Annotated in this window: 14 protein-coding genes and 1 pseudogene; 5 read left to right on the top strand and 10 right to left on the bottom strand. The window is 31.4% G+C overall.

Annotated elements, in window-relative coordinates; translation table 11 throughout:
* Positions 1–174 precede the first annotated feature (174 nt).
* Positions 175–1,047 carry a S1-like domain-containing RNA-binding protein gene (locus DMR38_RS03295; protein ID WP_127719976.1) on the top strand — a complete coding sequence of 291 codons (873 nt, stop codon included), beginning with the start codon at positions 175–177 and terminating at the stop codon, positions 1,045–1,047.
* Between the two features lie 312 nt (positions 1,048–1,359).
* On the opposite strand, the gene DMR38_RS03290 is transcribed toward DMR38_RS03295, so the two are convergent.
* Entirely contained in the window at positions 1,360–3,984 is a 2,625-nt protein-coding gene (locus DMR38_RS03290; protein ID WP_127719975.1) for a calcium-translocating P-type ATPase, PMCA-type, read from the bottom strand.
* 327 nt (positions 3,985–4,311) lie between these two features.
* Between DMR38_RS03290 and DMR38_RS03285 the strand changes: the two genes are divergently transcribed.
* Entirely contained in the window at positions 4,312–4,734 is a 423-nt protein-coding gene (locus DMR38_RS03285; RefSeq protein ID WP_127719974.1) for a YaaR family protein, read from the top strand.
* 8 nt (positions 4,735–4,742) lie between these two features.
* Here the strand turns inward: DMR38_RS03285 and DMR38_RS03280 are convergent.
* Positions 4,743–5,657, bottom strand: a pseudogene (locus DMR38_RS03280) (M14 family metallocarboxypeptidase); the annotation flags it as partial.
* A 104-nt stretch (positions 5,658–5,761) separates the two neighbouring features.
* Positions 5,762–6,268, bottom strand: a complete 507-nt coding sequence (locus tag DMR38_RS03275; RefSeq protein ID WP_127719973.1) for a gamma carbonic anhydrase family protein — start codon at positions 6,266–6,268, stop codon at positions 5,762–5,764.
* Between the two features lie 310 nt (positions 6,269–6,578).
* On the opposite strand from DMR38_RS03275, the gene DMR38_RS03270 reads away from it, so the two are divergent.
* A complete protein-coding gene (locus DMR38_RS03270; protein ID WP_127719972.1) occupies positions 6,579–9,620 on the top strand; it encodes a vitamin B12-dependent ribonucleotide reductase in 3,042 nt (1,013 codons plus the stop codon).
* A 395-nt stretch (positions 9,621–10,015) separates the two neighbouring features.
* Here the strand turns inward: DMR38_RS03270 and pfkA are convergent, their stop codons facing one another.
* The 6 genes from pfkA to DMR38_RS03240 all read right to left on the bottom strand — a co-directional run bounded on the left by pfkA (position 10,016) and on the right by DMR38_RS03240 (position 16,528).
* A complete protein-coding gene (gene pfkA / locus DMR38_RS03265; RefSeq protein WP_127719971.1) occupies positions 10,016–10,969 on the bottom strand; it encodes a 6-phosphofructokinase in 954 nt (317 codons plus the stop codon).
* Positions 10,970–11,072: 103 nt separating this feature from the next.
* Entirely contained in the window at positions 11,073–12,458 is a 1,386-nt protein-coding gene (locus DMR38_RS03260) for an MFS transporter (RefSeq protein ID WP_207670775.1), read from the bottom strand.
* 268 nt (positions 12,459–12,726) lie between these two features.
* On the bottom strand, positions 12,727–13,485 hold the full coding sequence (locus tag DMR38_RS03255) for a 3-oxoacyl-ACP reductase family protein (protein ID WP_127719970.1): 759 nt from the start codon (positions 13,483–13,485) through the stop codon (positions 12,727–12,729).
* 56 nt (positions 13,486–13,541) lie between these two features.
* Complete coding sequence (locus DMR38_RS03250) at positions 13,542–14,474, bottom strand: transketolase C-terminal domain-containing protein (RefSeq protein ID WP_127719969.1); 933 nt, start codon at positions 14,472–14,474, stop codon at positions 13,542–13,544.
* Positions 14,474–15,316 carry a transketolase gene (locus DMR38_RS03245; protein ID WP_347562538.1) on the bottom strand — a complete coding sequence of 281 codons (843 nt, stop codon included), beginning with the start codon at positions 15,314–15,316 and terminating at the stop codon, positions 14,474–14,476. The genes DMR38_RS03250 and DMR38_RS03245 overlap by 1 nt, the downstream gene beginning before the upstream one ends.
* A gap of 510 nt (positions 15,317–15,826) precedes the next feature.
* The gene (locus DMR38_RS03240) at positions 15,827–16,528 is read right to left on the bottom strand and encodes a FadR/GntR family transcriptional regulator (RefSeq protein ID WP_127719967.1); all 702 of its coding nucleotides are present in this window, start codon (positions 16,526–16,528) and stop codon (positions 15,827–15,829) included.
* Positions 16,529–16,818: 290 nt separating this feature from the next.
* On the opposite strand from DMR38_RS03240, the gene DMR38_RS03235 reads away from it, so the two are divergent.
* Positions 16,819–17,382: a sigma-70 family RNA polymerase sigma factor gene (locus tag DMR38_RS03235; protein ID WP_127719966.1), complete on the top strand. Its 564-nt coding sequence runs from the start codon at positions 16,819–16,821 to the stop codon at positions 17,380–17,382.
* Complete coding sequence (locus DMR38_RS03230; protein WP_127719965.1) at positions 17,379–18,812, top strand: hypothetical protein; 1,434 nt, start codon at positions 17,379–17,381, stop codon at positions 18,810–18,812. The genes DMR38_RS03235 and DMR38_RS03230 overlap by 4 nt, the downstream gene beginning before the upstream one ends.
* Before the next feature lie 78 nt (positions 18,813–18,890).
* Here the strand turns inward: DMR38_RS03230 and DMR38_RS03225 are convergent, their stop codons facing one another.
* Complete coding sequence (locus tag DMR38_RS03225; protein WP_127719964.1) at positions 18,891–19,985, bottom strand: XdhC family aldehyde oxidoreductase maturation factor; 1,095 nt, start codon at positions 19,983–19,985, stop codon at positions 18,891–18,893.
* Positions 19,986–20,112 lie beyond the last annotated feature (127 nt).

The raw sequence follows: 20,112 nt of genomic DNA, 5'->3' as shown, positions 1-20,112 counted from the left end.
TTCAATACTCCATTTCAAAAAAGCCAACTACAGTTGGATGTAAATATATTTTAGTAAAGTTCTTCTTATAAACACTACTTTAAATACTAACTTAACTGGCAGTAACTATGATATTATTATATAATATGCTTGAAGTAGAAATATTTTAAACATTACAGGGGAGTGAAGATATAGTTGATACTAATAGGGAAATTTAACAAACTAAGAATAACCAGGGAAGCAAATTTCGGATACTACTTAGATGCAGGAACAGGTAGAACTAAAGACGATATACTTCTTCCTAAAAGCGATATTACTGAAGATACCCTTTCCATTGGCGATGAAGTTAATGCATTCATATATAAGGATTCAAAAGACAGAATAATATCCACTTTAAAAAAACCTAAGGCAGAAATAGGTGAACTTGCATATTTAAAAGTTGTAGCTAATACTAATTTCGGAAGTTTCGTAGATATAGGCTTGGAAAGAGATGTACTTGTACCTTTAGCAGAACAAAAATATAAGTTGACTCCAGAAAAATACTATTTATTTTATCTATATGTAGATAAAACCAATAGAATTGCAGCTACTACGGATATAGACAGATACTTGCTTACCCTAGATCTTGAGAGCAATGAAAAAGATGAAAAATACACACTTGGCAGTGAAGTAAAAGGTACTATTTATGGATTTCAAACCAATAACAGCGCTATGGTAGCCGTAGATAATCTTTACCGAGGGGTTATATTGAATAATGAATATTTTACAGATATTCATCCCGGGGACGAACTCAATTTAAGAATAAAAAAAATATACGAAGACGGCAAACTAGGACTCACTCCTAGAAGCGTACCTAAAAATGAAAGATTATCCTTAGAAGAGTCTATATTAGCTTATTTAGAAAATCATAATGGTTTTATGCCATATAATGATAAAAGCTCTCCAGAAGATATAAGAAATACCTTTCATGAAAGTAAAAATTATTTTAAAAATGCTTTAGGTGGACTCATGAAAAGACACCTTATCATACAAGATGAAAACGGAACAAGACTTAAAAACACCAAATAACATAGAACTTCTAATCAAGGTTCCATCAATTAATAATTAATAATAAAGAATTAATAGTTGTTGAGTTAATAATTCTTAGTTTTTAACTTAAAAACCAACTTATATGCAGGCATATTTTTATAATAATGAAGTTCTTTTAAATATTTTGTATATAAGTCTTAGAAAAAAATTCGTAAAAACTTAGAACTTTTAAATTGTTTGAGGTACAAGTTTTCAAAAGTTCTTAGCTTTTTTAGAATTTTTTACTTAGACTTATCAAAATATTTAATGAGCTGAAAGTTGCAAGAAATATCCGGAGTATAAGTTGATTTTTTACTTAGAAACTTTACATTTTCTATAAACAAGCTTTATAATTTCATTCACTAAAAGAGGTACCAAAGAAAGTGCTAATACAAATGTCCAATCATTTATTGTAAGTTTAAACACTTTAAATACTGAAGACAAGAAGGGTACTGTAATAACTATACTTTGCATTATTATACCAAGAACTATTGCATCTATTAAATATTTATTACTGAAAATTCCAATTTCAAACATAGATTTTTCATGATGTCTAATACTTAAAGTATAAAATAGCTGCGATACACTTAAAACTACAAAAGCCATAGTCTGCGCATGTATAAGTGAATTAGTATACAGCTTAGTTCCTATATAAAAGGCAGCTAAGGTAAGTGCTCCTATTAAAATACCATTAACTACTAAAAATAATCCGCTCTTACCTGAAAACAATCCTTTACGTGGATCTCTTGGTTTTTCTTTCATTATATCAGGATCATCAGGATCTACTCCAAGCGCCAAAGCCGGAAGACTATCCGTTATGAGATTTACCCAAAGGAGATGAATTGGTCTTAAAATTGTAGGCCATCCAAGGACTATTGCCATAAACAGTGCTATTATTTCTCCTATATTGCATGAAAGAAGAAATACTATAGACTTTCTTATATTATTATATATATTTCTTCCTTGTTTAACAGCTTCCACTATAGTTGAAAAATTATCATCTGTAAGCACCATATCTGCAGCACCTTTTGCCACATCTGTTCCCGTAATCCCCATAGCCACGCCTATATCCGCAGTTTTTAATGAAGGCGCATCATTTACACCATCTCCTGTCATAGATACTATATTCCCTTTTTTCTTCAATGCCTTTACTATATTTACTTTATGCTCTGGAGATACCCTAGCAAATACTTTTAAATTATCGATTCTATCATGTATATCTTTTTCTGATAATTTATCGAATTCAGCTCCTAATATCGCCTGCGATTCATGATCTGCTATACCAAGTTCCTTTGCTATAGCAAATGCAGTATTTTTATGATCCCCAGTTATCATAACTACACCTATACCAGATTTTTTACACTCATCTATAGATTTTTTTACATTTTCTCTAGGAGGATCTATCATTCCCACAAGACCCACAAAGGTTAATCCACTTTCCATTGAATCAATTTGAATTTTAGGTGAATCTACAACCTTAAAAGCAACTGACAAAACCCTAAGTGCTTCATTTGACATAGAATTTGCTGCATTAATTACATTTGACTTTAATTCTTCTGTAAAAGGTATAACTTCTCCCTTCAGGTATATATTTTCACAAATTTTAATTAAATTATCTACTGCACCTTTCGTAATTATACGATACTCATTCCCATATTTATTTAAAGTAGTCATAAGTTTTCTATCTGAATCAAAAGGTATTTCATTTACCCTACTGTGTTCCTTGCTTTCATCAGATTTAAATACATTGAATTTAACCCCCATTTCTAAAAGTGCAATTTCAGTAGGATCTCCAGTCTTAGAACTTTCTGAATAAGTAGCATCATTACAAAGTACCATGTTTTCTACAAGTTCTTTATGTATATTATTTTTTAAATCAACAGCCGAAATGTTATTTAAAATATTGTCTGCATAAAACTTTGTAACCGTCATCTTATTCTGAGTCAAAGTACCTGTCTTATCTGAACATATTATATTTACAGAACCAAGTGTTTCTATAGCTGGAAGTTTTCTAATTATTGCATTTTTGCCTATCATTCTCTGTACTCCTACTGCAAGCACTATAGTAACCATAGCTGGCAAACCTTCAGGAATAGCAGCTACAGCTAAACTTATAGCCGTTAAAAACATCTCAAATAAATCTCTCTCTTGAATCAGTGATGTTATAAACATAAGTACACATATAATAATAACTACAAAGCCAAGCATTTTGCCAAGCTGGCTTAATTTTCTCTGCAGTGGAGTTAAATTTTTTTCATCATTATCTAACATTTTGGCTATTTTACCTATTTCAGTATTCATACCAGTTGCCACAGCCACACCTACACCTCTTCCATAAGTGGCTAGTGTAGACATAAAGGCCATATTTTTTTGATCTCCAAGAGCTATATCCTGATCTTCTAAAATATCTTCTACATACTTATCAGAAGGCACGGATTCTCCTGTTAATGCAGATTCCTCTATTTTTAAATTTCCGGTTTCAACCAGTCTTAAATCACAAGGAACATACTTACCCGCATCTAATATGATTATATCTCCTACCACTATGTTTTCAGAAGAAATCTCTATAACTTCTCCATTTCTTTTAACCAATGCTTTAGGTACTGAAAGCTTCTTTAGAGAATCCAATGCTTTTTCAGCTTTTGATTCTTGAATTAAGCCTATTACTGCATTTAATACAACTACAAGCATTATTATGATTGCATCACTTATTTCACCAAGTGCCGCTGAAACCACTGCTGCTGCAAGTAATATATATATAAGTACATCATTTATCTGTTCAAATAAAAGCTTTAAAATTGATTTCTTCTTTTTTTCAATTAACTTATTTTCTCCATATTTTTTTATTCTAACTGAAGCTTCCTCAGATGTTAATCCATTTATCACATCTGTACCCAATTCTCTTGTTATTTCTTTAATACTTTTTTTGTACCACATAAAATCCCCTGCCTTTCATTCTATTTTTTGAATTCGCCACAATCTTATACACATTAAATAATTATTGTTGTTACAAAATAATACTGTACAGGATAATATATGCTAATATATTTTTAAAATCAAAAAATATGTATTTTAATTTAATTTTAAATACAATTAACTATATTTTTCACAAAATATTATATATAATAGATATATAGCTCGACTTTCGCAGTTTAAAAATATTGCGAAGCAATATTTTTATATTAAGTCAAAATTTTATATGTGCAAAAATTAAGTATATAATGTTATCACTATCTCAGATAAATAAAAATATGGAGGATTATTATGGAAATTTCTAGAATTGGTGTAACTTCTAAACCTTCTTCAAGCAATAAAAATATATCTGTTAAAAAAGACTTTTCCCAGAGTTTTAATTCACAAATGGAGAAAAAGTCAGAGCAGGAACTTAAAAATATGTTTGATAGTATAAAAAAGAAAGGAAACAGACTTGCCATAACAAAATGCTATTCAGATGTAAGATCTTATAAAAAAATGATAAAAGAATACCTTGAATCCGTCTTAAGTTACATGTATAGCATAAAAAAAGATATCAGCTTCTGGCAAACTCAATATTTCATAACTGTAGATACTATAGATAGTAAATTAGAGGATCTAACTAATATGCTCATGAGTGAACAAAAAGATAACTTAAGCGTAGCCGCTACTATAGACGATATAAGCGGTCTTTTAGTAGATATATATAAATAAGCACTCATTTATATAACTGAGGCTAACAAAAGAATTTCTTCATTATCATTGTATATTTTTGAAAATTGAGTTATTGGAAGTGGATTAGTACCTTTTCCAACTTCTATAGTAAATCCAGGACTACCATGGATTTTTATGAACCAATCCTTATATCCTGAATAAGATGTTATTCCTGAAGTCTGTTCTAATCTATATCCACTTACCCTGGCAAACAATTCTCCTATCCTCCTTGATTCTGGAGGTGTAAATGCATTGTACTGCCAGTAAATAACCTCACCCTGACTGTGATATGCCAAAACTAGTCTAAGATTGTGGCTATTTGTAAATGCTACCATAGACCTAGTTTCAGGTTCTGATTCAGTATAAGGCCCTGAATACCTGGTAGGCCCTGGACCATATACACCATAACTGGGCTCTGCAGCTTTCGAAAGCTCCCACCCTGCATTATAGTTATGATTAATATCTACTCCTCTATTGTTAGCTTCCCAATCCTTAGAAAAATCAGTTTTTCCCTTATTCCACCTTATAAGTTCATTATAAAACGGATTACTTCTCTGTAATCCATTTAAAACTAAATCTACACCATCTGGATTTACCATTGGGACTATATATATACTACTTCTCCTCCATATATCAGCAGGATTATACCCCCTTATATTCCTGCCCTCTGCATAAGCTTTTGCAAAATTTTCTATAAACTTCATTAAAAGTGGAGTGGTAATCCATTCCAAACTATGATGAGATCCATTATAACATACCTCATTAGGACCCACTCCAAGCCTCACATAGTAAATCTTCCTTCCAAGCACACTTTGTCCTGCATTTCCTATAATTATAAAAGGATATCTAGCTTCTAGCCCCACTAAGTCTTGTTCTAATATATCATAAGTGTAATTTATATTTGTATCAACTACGTCTACATTAGTACCCCTAGTACGTTTAAATATTGGCATATAAATTCCCCTAAATATTATTACTATATTATTTTTATGCAAACTTTATAAATATGTGATTAATATATTGTTCCCTAGTACTCACTATAATTTTTAGCCCTTTCAATATAGTCTTCTGCTGACCGTCTAAGAGACTTCTTTTCTTCCAAAGTAAGTCTCCTAATTACCTTTGCAGGTGAACCCATACATAACACCCCTGAAGGTATTTTTTTATTTTTAGTTACCAAACTTCCTGCCCCTATGATGCTCTCGGATCCAATTTCCGCATTATCTAAAATTATAGAGCCCATACCAATTAAAGAATTATTTCCAATTTTGGCTCCATGTATCACTGCATTATGACCAACAGTAACATATTCTCCTATCTCTGCTGAGCTTTTTTCACCAGTATGAACAGTGCAATTATCCTGTATGTTACTTCCTTTTCCTACATATATATTACTTACATCCCCTCTGAGCACAGCCCCAAACCATATGTTTGCATCTTCACAAAGTTTAACTTTCCCTATAACTTCTGCATTATCTACTACAAAACAACTTTTATCTACATCTGGTACGTAATGTTGAAATTTTCTTATCATATAATTTACTCTCCTTAAGAATTTAGTATTTGAAAACCTATATTTAAATTATAAATCATTATAACTACAAAATAAAAACATATGAAGAAAAAAACTATGTTATTTTAAAAATATGCTAAAATATAATATATATCATGAATTGAGTTTTTTTAAAATATATCATATAATATAAAGACACTATATATGGTATTTATAAAATCTTATTTATACTATATATAGTATTTTTCTATTTAAGCAGCTATACATAATAAATAATTCTTCTATTATTAGCTTAAATAAAATCCTTAAATATTTTTAGGAGGTAGGTCAATTGGACTGCGTAAAAGACTTGTTTAAAAGATACTTTACAAAATCTCTTAAACAAAACAATAGTAAAACAGTATATGATTTATTCAAATGGAAAAAAGTTGATGTGTTCTTAGAAGATCATAAAACAGGAAAAGTATTAGTTGATATGAAGAATCTAGAATTTCCTGAAAATTATTCTCAAAATGCTTGCGATATAATAGCTTCTAAATACTTTAGAAAAGCTGGAGTTCCTGGAGAAAATGGTTATGAAAATAGTATGAAATCTGTAACTCACAGGATGGTAAACTTCTGGTGTCAATCACTAAAAGATGAAGGGCTTATAAAAACAGAAGAGGAGTCTTCTATTTTTTATGATGAATGTGCATATGCTCTCTTAAATCAGATGTATGCCCCTAATTCACCGCAATGGTTTAATACAGGTCTTAAACTGTCCTATGACATATGTGGTGCTAAACAGGGAAATTACTACTTCGATGAAGAGCTCAATAAAGTAGTAGAGTCTAAAGATAATTACACAAGAACCCAGGCTTCTGCTTGCTTTATACTTTCTATTGAAGATAAACTTCTAGGATCACATTCCATATCAAATCAATTTGTCACAGAGACAAAATTATTTAAGGGAGGTTCTGGAACTGGTACTAATTTTTCTACTATAAGAGCAAAAGGTGAAAAATTATCTGGTGGAGGTTCTTCTTCCGGACTTATGAGTTTTTTAAAAGCATTGGATAAAAATGCAGGAGCTATTAAATCTGGTGGTACTACAAGAAGGGCTGCAAAAATGGTATGCCTTGATGTAGACCATCCCGAAATAATGGACTTTATAAACTGGAAATCCAAAGAAGAAGACAAAGTAAGAGCTCTTGGTAAAATGGGATATGATACAGATATCGATGGTGAAGCTTACGAAACTGTATCTGGTCAAAACAGCAATAATTCAGTAAGATTTTCCGATGAATTTATGAATAAGGTAAGTAAATTAGAAGAAAATCCAGATGATACCATTGAGCTTATTGGTCGAACTGATCCAAAGCTTAATAGGATAGAAAAAGTAAAAAACATATGGGATGCCTTTAATAATTCTGCGTGGAAATGTGCTGATCCTGCACCTCAGTTCAGTACTACATTTAATGCCTGGCACACCTGTCCTGCAGGTGAAGATGGAAAGCTAAATGCTCCTTATAACAGGATAAATTCTACAAACCCCTGCGGAGAATATGCTTTTTTGGATGATACTTCCTGTAACCTTGCTTCTATAAACATATACAAGTTCTACAATATAACTAATAATACTTTTGACATAGAAGGATATTTACACATAATAGATCTTGTTCAACTTATTCTTGAATCTTCAATACACTGGGGACAATTTCCTACAGAAGATATAGCTAGAAAAACTTACCTTTTTAGAACTACAGGACTTGGTATATCAAATATAGCTTCGTTATTTATGGTTATGGGTTATCCTTACGATTCAGATGAATCTAGAACTTTAGCTGCATCACTTGTTGGAATACTTACAGGTGAGTCTTATTATGTGTCTTCTCTTATGGCAAAAGAAATAGGTCCCTTTAAAAAGTTTGAAATAAATAAGCCCTATATGATGAGAGTTTTAAGAAATCATGCTAGAGCAGCCTCCGTAGATATGGAGTCTCTCCGAGCAATTCTAGGGAATAACTTTTCAAATGAATTTGAAGGTCTAAATTATGTTCCATTAAAGGTAAAACACAGCGTATTAAAAAAGGAAAGACTTTCTTACATAGGAAAGGCTTTAAAAGATTGCTGGATAAATGCACTTAAAAGTGGTATCAAATTTGGATACAGAAATGCCCAGGTTTCAGTTATAGCACCTACAGGAACCATATCCTTTGCCATGGACTGTGGAGCTACTTCAATAGAACCATTTTTCAGTCACATTGTTTATAAAAAGTTATCTGGAGGAGGATTTATGACTATTATAAATCCTGTAATAACTATTGCCCTTAAAAATCTAGGTTATACCTCTGAACAAATAGAAGACATACTGTCCTATGTACTCGAAAAGGAAAATGTATGTGAAAATGACTATACTTATGAAAAAATACTGGATGGCAAAATAGAAGGTGCGCCTCATTTAAAAGATGAACACCTAAGTATATTTGATACTTCAAATAAATGTGGCAGCGGTGAAAGATATATTGATCCTATGGGACATGTAAAGATGGTAGCTTGTTTGACCCCTCTTATATCAGGTTCTGTATCTAAAACTGTAAATTTACCTAAAACTGCTTCAGTACAAGATTTTAAAGATGTAGTTCTGACTTCCTGGAAATTAGGTGTTAAAGGCATCGCCCTTTATAGGGATTCTTCTAAAGCCGCTCAGCCTTTAAATACCACTTTATCAGATTCCAATGATATAAAGATAGAAGACTTTACATATAACCAACTTTTATCAAAAGTGAAGGAATTACAAAAAGGAATAAAATATTCAAAGCGAGATAAAATCATTGGAATTCGCACAGGAACTACCCATCCTGCTCAAATAGATGACGTTAAAATATACACTACAGTAAACAGAAATTCTAATGGAGAAATATCTGAAATATATATAACTACAGATAGAGAGGGTACTATAATAATGGGACTTCTAAATTCTCTTTCTAAAGCAATATCCGTTATGCTGCAATACCATGTTCCACCTCAGGATATATCACGAATGCTCAGGGGACAAAAGTATGAGCCTTATGGATTTGTTCAGAAGCATCCTTATATAAAATATGTATCCTCAATTTCAGACCTTATAAGCAAGGTAATTGATATAGAATTGGGGGATTATTCAAGATGCCAGGTTAAACCCGAAAACTACGATAAGGACAGCTTAGTTTTAGGTAATTCTTCACCTGAATTAAATACCATAAAAACTAATGGAAATGAAACAAAAATAAAAAAAATAGATGGTGAAAAAGTTTATGGTGCAGTATGTCCTACTTGTTCAAGTACTAGAATGGTAAGAAACGGCACTTGTATGGTATGTCTTGACTGTGGTTCTACTACAGGATGCAGTTAATTAGCTTATGCATTATTGCTACTAAGCCTACTTTTTTACTTTTACCTTAATATTTACTAGTTTGACTTCCCGTTAGGCAAAAATGGGAAACTAATTTATAAAGCAGAAATGCAATCCCTGTTGGGTAATAAGAATTAAGAATAATAAAAAAGAAGTGAGTTATAATGTTGATTAAAATATAGATAGTTTTCTATTGAATGTTATGGCTACATTATACAAAGTAGGTGTTTTTAATAAAATAGAGAATTTGTTTAATTCATAATTTACTTAAACATTGCTCATTGTATACAACTTATTTTTAATACAATGGGCTTATTTTTTATATTGTTCATCAAATAAAAATAACCTCTAGATACTTAAAAACGAGTATTTAAAGCTTATTTTAGATAATAATTTTATAAGAGTTTATTTAAAAGATCATATTCCTTATCCTTACCTGAATCTATATAATTTACTTTTCTAAAGTCCACATCTATTATTTTATTGTTTCTGATTCCTACTGCTCTGCATGTCTCTCCCAGTATCAGTAGTTCTACAGCCCTAACACCCATTTTGCTTGCTAGAATTCTATCAAAAACTGATGGTTCGCCGCCTCTCTGTATATATCCTAAAACCGTACTTCTTACAGTTATATTTAGCTTTTTTTGTATGTATATTCCAAGTTCTTCTATGTCATACATTCTTTCGGTTATTATTATTATGTTATCAAATTTACCTCTGCTTATGTTATCCTGTAATTTTAAACATATAGTGTCAAAATCCAATTTTCTTTCAGGAGTAGATATTATCTCACCACCACCAGCTAAAGCAGAATACAATGCCAGATCACCACAGTATCTTCCCATAACCTCTACAATAGTTGTTTTTTCATGGGAGGAGTCCGTATCTTTTATTTTACCTATACAATCCATAACAGTGTTTAAAGTTGTATCAAATCCTATTGAGTACTCAGTATAAGCTAAGTCATTGTCTATTGTTCCAGGAAGTCCTACTACATTAACTCCCATTTCGCTGAGTTTTTCTGCTCCATGGAAAGAACCATCTCCTCCAATTACAACTAATCCTTCTACACCAAACTTTTTTATGGTTTCCACAGCCATTTGCCTTCCCTGCTCTTCCATAAATTCAGGACATCTGGCAGTTTTCAGTATGGTTCCACCCTTTTCTGCCATCCTATCAACCTCATGATGGCCTAGAGGTGTTACCTCACCATTTATCAAACCTGCATACCCATGCTTTATCCCTAGAACTTCTATGCCATAATGATTTGAGGATTTAACTACCGCTCTAATAGCAGCATTCATTCCTGGAGAATCTCCTCCGCTTGTTAAAACACCTAATCTTTTCATTCTCATATCACTCTCTTTTATTTGAATTTGATTTGCTCAGATTTTTAATAATTCCAGCAGCCATTTCAATCCAACTGCTGGAACCTCATTTTACTATTTGATACTATGTTAAACTATTTTTTTCTTCTCCATCAAGGACTACAACTTTACCTGAAACCTTAACCAGGAATCCTACAATAATACCACCTAAGGCTAATACAACTCCAAGAAATATCATACTTGCGGTAAAAGAACCTGTTATATCTTTGATATATCCAACAAGGTAAGGTCCAACGAATCCTCCAAGATTACCTATACTGTTTATAAGAGCTATAGCACCTGCTGAAGCAGCACCAGTTAAGAATGAAGGTGGAATTGCCCAGAATGGTGAATATGAACCAAATGCTCCACATACAGAAATAGTCAATAACACGAAGGCTCCTACTACACTTGATTTTGCAACATAAGCACTTGCTACCATTGCAACTGCACTTATTAATAAACATCCAAAAACATGAAGACGTCTTTCATTAGTTTTGTCAGAATGGTTACCAACCAAATACATAGCAACCATAGCACAAAGGTACATGCCTCCCACAAGCCATCCTAAACCCATAGTACTAAGCTTAAATGATGCAGACATTCCTTTAGTTATAGTTGGAAGAAACATATTTATTCCATAGTAACCCGTCATCCAGCAAAAATAACCTAAGGACATTACCAGCACATCCCTGTCCTTTAAAGCATCCATGAATGTATATCGTTTTGCTTTCTCTTTATGAAGTCTTTCCTTTGTTGTAACATCTATAAGCCAATCTAATTCTTCTTTTGTCAACCACTTTACGTCTTCTATTTTGTCATCTAGATATGCTAAGCATACTATACCTAAGATCAGACATGGTATACCCTCTAATATAAACAGACTCTGCCATCCTGATAAACCAAACACACTTGTACCCAACAATACAGTTGCTATTGGAGAACCTATTGCATTGGCTGCTGGTATTGCAAGCATGAATCCAGCTATAGCTTTGGCATGATTCTTACTTTGATAGAAATTACTTAAGTACCATACCATACATGGATAGAAACTAGCTTCCGCTGCTCCTAAAAGAAACCTAACTGTATAAAATTGTATTGGGGTTTTTATAAGAGACATAGCTGCTGCAATGAATGCCCAAGAAATCATTATCCTTGCAATCCATTTTCTTGCTCCCCATTTAGTCATTACTGCGCTTCCTGGTACCTCAAATATGAAATATCCTATGAAGAATATTCCAGCACCAAACCCATAAACAGCACTGGAAAAACCAAGATCTGCGTTCATTGTCAATGCAGCAAATCCTACGTTTACCCTATCCATTATTGCTATTGCGAAACATATAAACAGAAACGGAATTAGTCTTAATGTGACTTTTTTGACCGTTGAAGCCTCAATTTGTTTTACATCCATAACACTACCTCCAAATAATTTTATAGCATTTTCCAATTTTTCATCAAATATCTTCATTCTTCATTAATCAATTAAGTATATATTATTTTCACTTCTACCCTAGGCCAATCTCGCTTATTTCAAAATATGAATTTGCTACAATTTTAAGATAATTTGTAAACGGTTACTGCTATGCTAAGATTATAATTTTAGAAATTCATTTTACTATTTTGATATAAAAATGTAAATTTAATAAAAGGATATTAAAAATATTGCTTTTATACTATAGGATATCTTAAATTCAACCAGATATCCTATGTTATAATATTGTAAAAAATTTCAAAGTTTAATCCATATGCTGTCCACCATTGATGTCTATATCCTCGCCTGTTATATATGAAGCTTCTTCTGAAGCAAGGAAAGCAATTGTTGATGCAATTTCTTGTGTTTCTCCTGGTCTTCCTATAGGTATATTCCCAATAATTGCATCAGCCTGTTCTTTGGGAAGTGATTTCCATATTTCCGTGTTAATAAGGCCTGGAGCAACGCTATTTACTGTTATTCCGTCAAGTGCTACTTCACGAGCAAGGTTCTTTGAGAATCCTAATACTGCAGCCTTTGATGCTGAATAGTGTGCACCGCCGAATATTCCGCCGCCCCTCTTGCCTGATACTGAAGAAAGACTTATTATTCTGCCGTATTTCTGTTTTTTCATAATCTTCATTACAGTCTGAGTACACAAGAATAATCCGAACACGTTTACATTAAATATTCTCTTCATATCATCCAATGTCATATCTTCAACAGTAACCTTCTGTGAAACACCTGCATTGTTTATAAGTATATCTATTCTTCCATATTCTTTAATGACCTTTTCTACCATAGCTTCATTTGATTCCTTGCTTGTAACATCCAATGTTACGCCTAGCGCTTTTCCACCAGCTTCTTTAACAGCTTTTACAGTATCATCTACACCTGCAGTATTCAAATCCGCTATAACAACTGCAGCTCCCTGCTTTGCAAGTGTTAATGCTATAGTACGTCCTATTCCTTTTGGTGAACCAGCTCCTGTTACTATTGCTACTCTTCCATTTAATTCAAACATAAATTATCTCTCCTCACAATTTATTTAATGTATAATTAGACTTTTACAATTTTTTATTATTTTAGCATTTCTTTAGCTGTTTTTACTATATTAGCTATAGTAATTCCGTTAATTTCCATAAGTTTTTCATAAGGTGCAGACTGTCCAAATTGATCTTGAACCCCTATTCTTACTACTTTACCTTTTCCTTCTTCAGCAACTACTTCACATACTGCACTTCCTAGTCCATTTATAATATTATGGTCTTCAACAGTAATTATCTTTCCAACATTCAAGCATTCAACTACTGCTTCTCTGTCTAAAGGCTTAATTGTATGCATATCTAATAACTTTACAGAAATTCCTTCCTCTTCTAGTTTTTTAGATGCTTCTAATGCTAAATATACAGTATCTCCATTAGCAATAATAGCTATATCTTCTCCGTCTTTTATTTTCTTTGCTTTACCTATTGTAAACTCTTCATTTTCATCATATATTACTGGAATAGCATCTCTTGTAAAACGAAGATATACAGGTCCATAAATTTCTGCTGCTTGTTGTATTAGCTTTTTAGTAGAATAATAATCAGCACCCATAACTACTGTCATGTTTGGTAAAGTTCTAAGAACTCCCATATCTTCTATACATTGATGGCTAGCACCATCATTAGCAGGAGTAAGCCCACCATGAGAACAAGCAATTTTAACATTTAGGTTTGGATAACAAACCTCTTGTCTTATCTGTTCACCCATTCTTAAAGAACCAAATATAGCATATGTGCTTACAAATGGTATTTTTCCAGTTGTAGCAAGTCCTACAGCAACTCCACAAGCATTTTGTTCAGCTATACCAACATTTATATGTTGATTAGGTAACTGCTTTAAGAATTCTCCAGTTTTACATGATTTACCAATATCTATATCAACAACATATATGTCTTTATTCTTTTTTCCTAATGCTAATATTTCATCTCCAAAAGCTTGTCTCGTTGCTTTTTTCACCATACTCATTACTTTAAACCTCCTTCTAACTCTTCCATAGCTTGTTTATATTCTTCATCATTAGGAGCAACTCCATGCCACGAAGCTACATTTTCCATAAATGATACTCCTTTACCCTTTACAGTATTCATTACAATACATTTAGGTTTTCCATTCTTTGCTTCTCTTATATAATCTAAAGTTTCAACTATTTCTTCCATAGAATGTCCATTAATCCTTCTTGTTTCAAAACCAAATGCACTAAATTTCTTTTCTATATCTTGATTTGGCATAATATCTTTACAAGCACCATCACATTGAAGTCCATTATCATCAACAAATACGACTAAATTATCTAATTGATATTTAACTGCAGTTTCAACTGCTTCCCATATCTGACCTTCCTGACTTTCTCCATCTCCTACTATAACAAAGACTCTGTAATCTTTTTCATCTCGCTTACCAGCAATTGCCATACCGACTCCTACAGAGAGGCCTTGCCCTAGAGAACCAGTAGAGATGTCTATACCTGGACACTTATTCATGTTTGGATGTCCTTGAAGGATTGATCCATACTGTCTTAATGTGTGTATAGTTTCATACGGAAAAAATCCCTGTAATGCTAATGCAGCATACTGAATTGGACAAACATGACCTTTTGATAAAATAAACCTGTCACGATCCTCCCATTTAGGATTTTTAGAGTCAATATTCATTTCTTTAAAATAAAGTGCTGCTACTACATCAGCTGAAGAAAGGGAGCCACCTGGATGCCCAGATCCTGCTTCATAAATCATAGTAAGGGCTGTTTTCCTAAGTTCAATAGCTTTTTGTTTTAATTCTTCAACACTTATATCTTTCATACCAATCACCTCGTTAATATTTATTACCTTGTATACTTGTCTACTAAGTATCTTATGATTTCATTATACTTTGGATTCAACTTTTGTCAATAATAAATTAAAAAATTTTTTCTTTTTTCTTAAATTTCAGAAAAATAAAATGTTACTAACACCTCACTATATCTTGGTTTCTGTGAATTAGTGAATGAGTACTTTCTAAGAATTAAAAGAAAGGTACACAACATTCTCTGCAGAAAATTGTTGAATATATTCCCTTATATTGTAAAAAATATTATTGACAATCATATCCCAATAAGACAATGAAAATATAAGTTGCTAAAGATTGTTTTTGTTAATATAATATCAACTTTGTATATACAAATATTCAAAACATAACCAAAAAGATAAATTATCAACTAAAAAAATAAGGGTTGTTACACCAAGAATAAACTCTATAATATGTTGCATTTGTTTTTAATTTACAAAACAGCATATTATATGTTAAATTGCTTAGCATAACAACTCCCGTTATATTATCTCCTATTCCTTCCAATACCTGTCGTACAGATTATTCATGTGTTTAGTCATTTTTTTCATTGCTTCTTCACCATCACAATTTTCAATGGATTTAACAATCTCCCTATGTTCACTTACATTGATATCCCTGTATTCTGGTCTAGTAACAGTTCTATCACGAAGGAAAATCCACATTTTATGCTCTTTCATCACATTGTTTATATCATTGGTAAATTTGATAAACAAATCATTATGAGAAGCTTTTGATATCTCAACGTGTAATTTTTCATCTGTTTCCGGGTTGTATATGCCCTCATTTGCTTCTTCTTCAAACTTATTTTCAATCTTACGTATATTCTCAATCTCCTGATCCGTAGCCCTTTCAGCTGCAAATTTAGCAATTATAGGTTCGATATTCATCCTTGCCTCAACAATCTCTTCTGGGGTCACTGACTCTAGCACCATATTTGACTTATTGTTTCCAATAGTTGGTTGGTTGTTCATAACAAAAACACCTTCACCCTGACGGGAATAAATGTATCCGTTCAATTCCAAAGCACTTAGAGCCTGCCTGACAGGGGCCCTACTTACATTGAACTGTGTACACAACTCCCTTTCTGGTGGTAATTTGTCACCTATCTTAAACATTCCTAATTGGATTTGTGAAAGAATCTGATTATAAATTTGCAAGTATAACTTTTTACTCGATACTGGATTAAAACTCATAGAAATCACCTCATAGAAAAATGTAATTCTTATTTATGTTGTAAACATAACTTTGTGTATTTTTTAACTTTATATAGTAGATTATTTATTATTTTTCCCTTTTTCTCAATATAAAGTATATTATATTTTTCACAACTTGTCTACTTACTTAACAAATCACTTATGATAACATGAATTCGACAAATTAGTAGGAATTCTCATTTTAGCTAAAATGTCAAAATAAATTCTGTGAAATACTAACTATATTATTCGTATTAATTAGTGATAAGATAAGACGAAAGGAGTTAAAAATGAAAATTAACGATAAAAACTTTTTATTAGAACTTAAGGGAAAAAATCCTGCAGCCTTAGAATACATAATTAATATTTACTGTAATTTAGTTTTTAAAGTTGTACTAAATGTACTTGGAAACGATAATTATGAAAATGCAAAAGAATGTATTAATGATGTATATCTTTTAATATGGAATAAAAGTCACTTATATAATCCTGAAAAATCTTCATTTAAGAATTGGCTTTTAGCTGTAAGTAAATATAAGGCTATAGATTATAAAAGAAGCTTAGTTAAACAGGACAACCTTCAGATAGAAGAACAAATGTTAATCTCTAATACTGATATTGAAAATGAATATATATTGAGGGAAAAGAAAGAAGAATTAATAAAGCTTTTGCAATATGAACATAAGCTGGACAGAGAACTGTTTATACGAAAATACCTTTTGGATCAAGATATGGAAACCTTGTGTAAAAATTTTAATTTATCAAAAGGGGCTATCTACAATAGATTATGGCGCACTAAAAACTCGATTATAAGAAAATTACATATTTCAGGTGAAGTGGAGGTATCAAAATGAATTTAAATTTGAATGAAGATGATGTTTTAAAACTTTTAAATGATGTTAATATAAATGGAAATGAATTTAGCAGTGATGACCTCAATGAATTTGAAAAGAAAAAAATCTGTAAAAATATTATTAGTAAAGTAAAACCTAAGAAACCTAAAGGTAAAAAAAATTTTATTGCAGCAGCAATCATCCTTCTGATAACTATTCCTATACTCATATCACAAAGGAATGTTTTAGCTAATATGATAGAAAAACTCACTGTTATATCTGGTATTGGAGAAGTAAAAGTTTCTTCAGATAAACCAAAAATTCTTAAAAACAGTATTAAACAAGGTAATATAACTTTAGCTAATATGTATATAGACAATAATAAAATTATAGTTACTTTAACTATTGAACCTGAAGAGCTTAAACGATCTTATTACACTATTACAGACAATCATGGTAATTCTTATGAACTTCATAGGAGTGACAATCTTGCTATGATGCCGGATAATCACATAGGCTCATACCGGGCAGAATACAATGGTAATATAAAAAAAGCTAATAGCTATACTTTAAGTATTGTAGATAATGATAAAAAGTTTACTAAAGCAACTTTTAAACTAAAAAATTCTGATTTTAAAGAAGCTGCTGAATCAAAAGTTTTATATACTGCAACTAATGGAATAACTACACTAAACGTGACTTCATTAAAAAGAGAGGGGAATATTTTAAAAGTAGATTATTATTTTACAGATACCTTACCAGATTTTAAATCGAAAAAAATAGATACACTTAATTATGGAACATTCCAAGAAGGCAAAGAATGGGGTTGCAAAGAACCAATTAGTACAAAATTAATAAATAATAATTCTATACAAAATTCCCATATTATAATTTCTGATGAATATAATAATGCAGTATATGGCCATAACAATATTAATTATTTAGATAAAGGAAATGAATCTTTATTTGATTTAAGCAAACTCACTGGCAAAAAATTAAAGTTAACTGTTTCAAATGTAGTTTATCATACTGATAGTATTGATTTCAATTCTATTAATAATGATCTCAATAATTATAACGATGAAACTTCTGATTTTAACTTAGAATTAAATGTTCCCAAATCAGGTAAAAACATTTTAAACAAAATAGTTAACTATAAGGGATTTAGATTCAAAATTATTAGTATAAACCGCTTATCAAATGACAGTATAGAGTTAATTTACAATTATATAAATGACAGCAATTCAAAATTACAAACTTCAAATATTTTATTTGAAAGCGTTACTGACGGAGATGGTGAAAGTAACACTAGCCAAAATAATGATAATATTAAAGTTTTTTATCAAATAAAAACTGGAATAGGAGATAAGTTAAAATTAAATCACCTTCAATATACTTTTTCTTCGGTTGGTCCTTTTGAAATAGACCTAAATCCGTCAACAATTAAATAATTTTATAGTTTATCACTAACTAAAAAAACAGCATGTCAAAAATATTCTTTTTTAAAGGTATTCTTGACATGCTCATAATTAATTACAACAGATATTAGAATTATTACCCTTTTTCTTAGAATTTATCTTTTCACCTTCTGATCTTACTTTAATCAGCTCTCCTACAATACTTACTGCAATTTCTTCTGGTGTTTCTGCTCCTATGCTTGTACCTATTGGTGAGTAAACACTTCTAATTTCTTCTTTTGTATATCCCTGATTAAGTAATTGAGTAAAAATCTTATCTCGTTTACTCTTACTTCCTATCATGCCAATATACTTAGCATTGCTGCGAAGTACCTGTTCTAAAACAACTTTATCATAAAGATGTCCTCTAGTCACAATAACTAAATAACTATCTTCATCAATATGTAAATTCGGTAATTTGTTAAACGAATCAATGGTCATAAGTTCTGTAGGCTCTAAAAATCTTCTTCGATTAGCATACTCTTCACGATCATCTAATACTACCGTTCTAAAACCAACTGTTTCACTTAAAGGTGCTATTCTTTGAGATACATGCCCTGCCCCAAAAATATAAACTGTTCCTTCAGGACGTAAAGGTTCTACCAAAAAGCGCTGATTATCTATTACTTCAGCATGTATGGATATTTTCGCTGGTCCAGCTATCAGTTTATCCAAGATATTTGGATCACAATCAATTTTACCAATAAGAGTTTTATCTGGTTTTACTATGCATTGTTGGCATCTCAAATTAGAGGTACCAGAGACATTATCCAGCACTGTAATAAACCATGCTTTTTCCCTCTTTTCCTGAATTTTTACTACTGTTTCATAAATCATTCGATTATTTTCATTCTGAGCATCTATAAAGTCTATTAAAACCTCGCCTTTACCACCACAAATCATATCCATAGAAGCTGCATCATTGTTAGTCAAATCAAAAGACTGCATTACAGTTTGTTTTAAAGACAGTGACTTTTTAGCAAGATCTATGGCATCAGCTTCTAAACGCCCTCCTCCTATGGTTCCAATAATTGAACCGTCATTTCTAACTACCATCTTTGCACCAGCAGTACGCGGTGCTGAACCCGTTTTGTCGAATATAGTCGCTACTACAAAACTTTCTTCTTTCTGTAAAAGCTTTACCATCTCTTTATATAATCCTTCCATTTACATACCTCCATATTCACTAATTACACAATAAATTGGCATTTCAAAACGTTTACTCTTAAATTGTATAACAAAATTTGTAATTGTTCAACTGAATTTATTTTAGCCCTATAACCCTGAATTTAGT

This window comes from Clostridium sp. AWRP (genome assembly GCF_004006395.2).
In the GTDB taxonomy this organism is placed as follows: domain Bacteria; phylum Bacillota; class Clostridia; order Clostridiales; family Clostridiaceae; genus Clostridium_B.
Note: the sequence above shows the minus strand (reverse complement) of the source record. Positions and strands in the feature narration are given on the sequence as shown.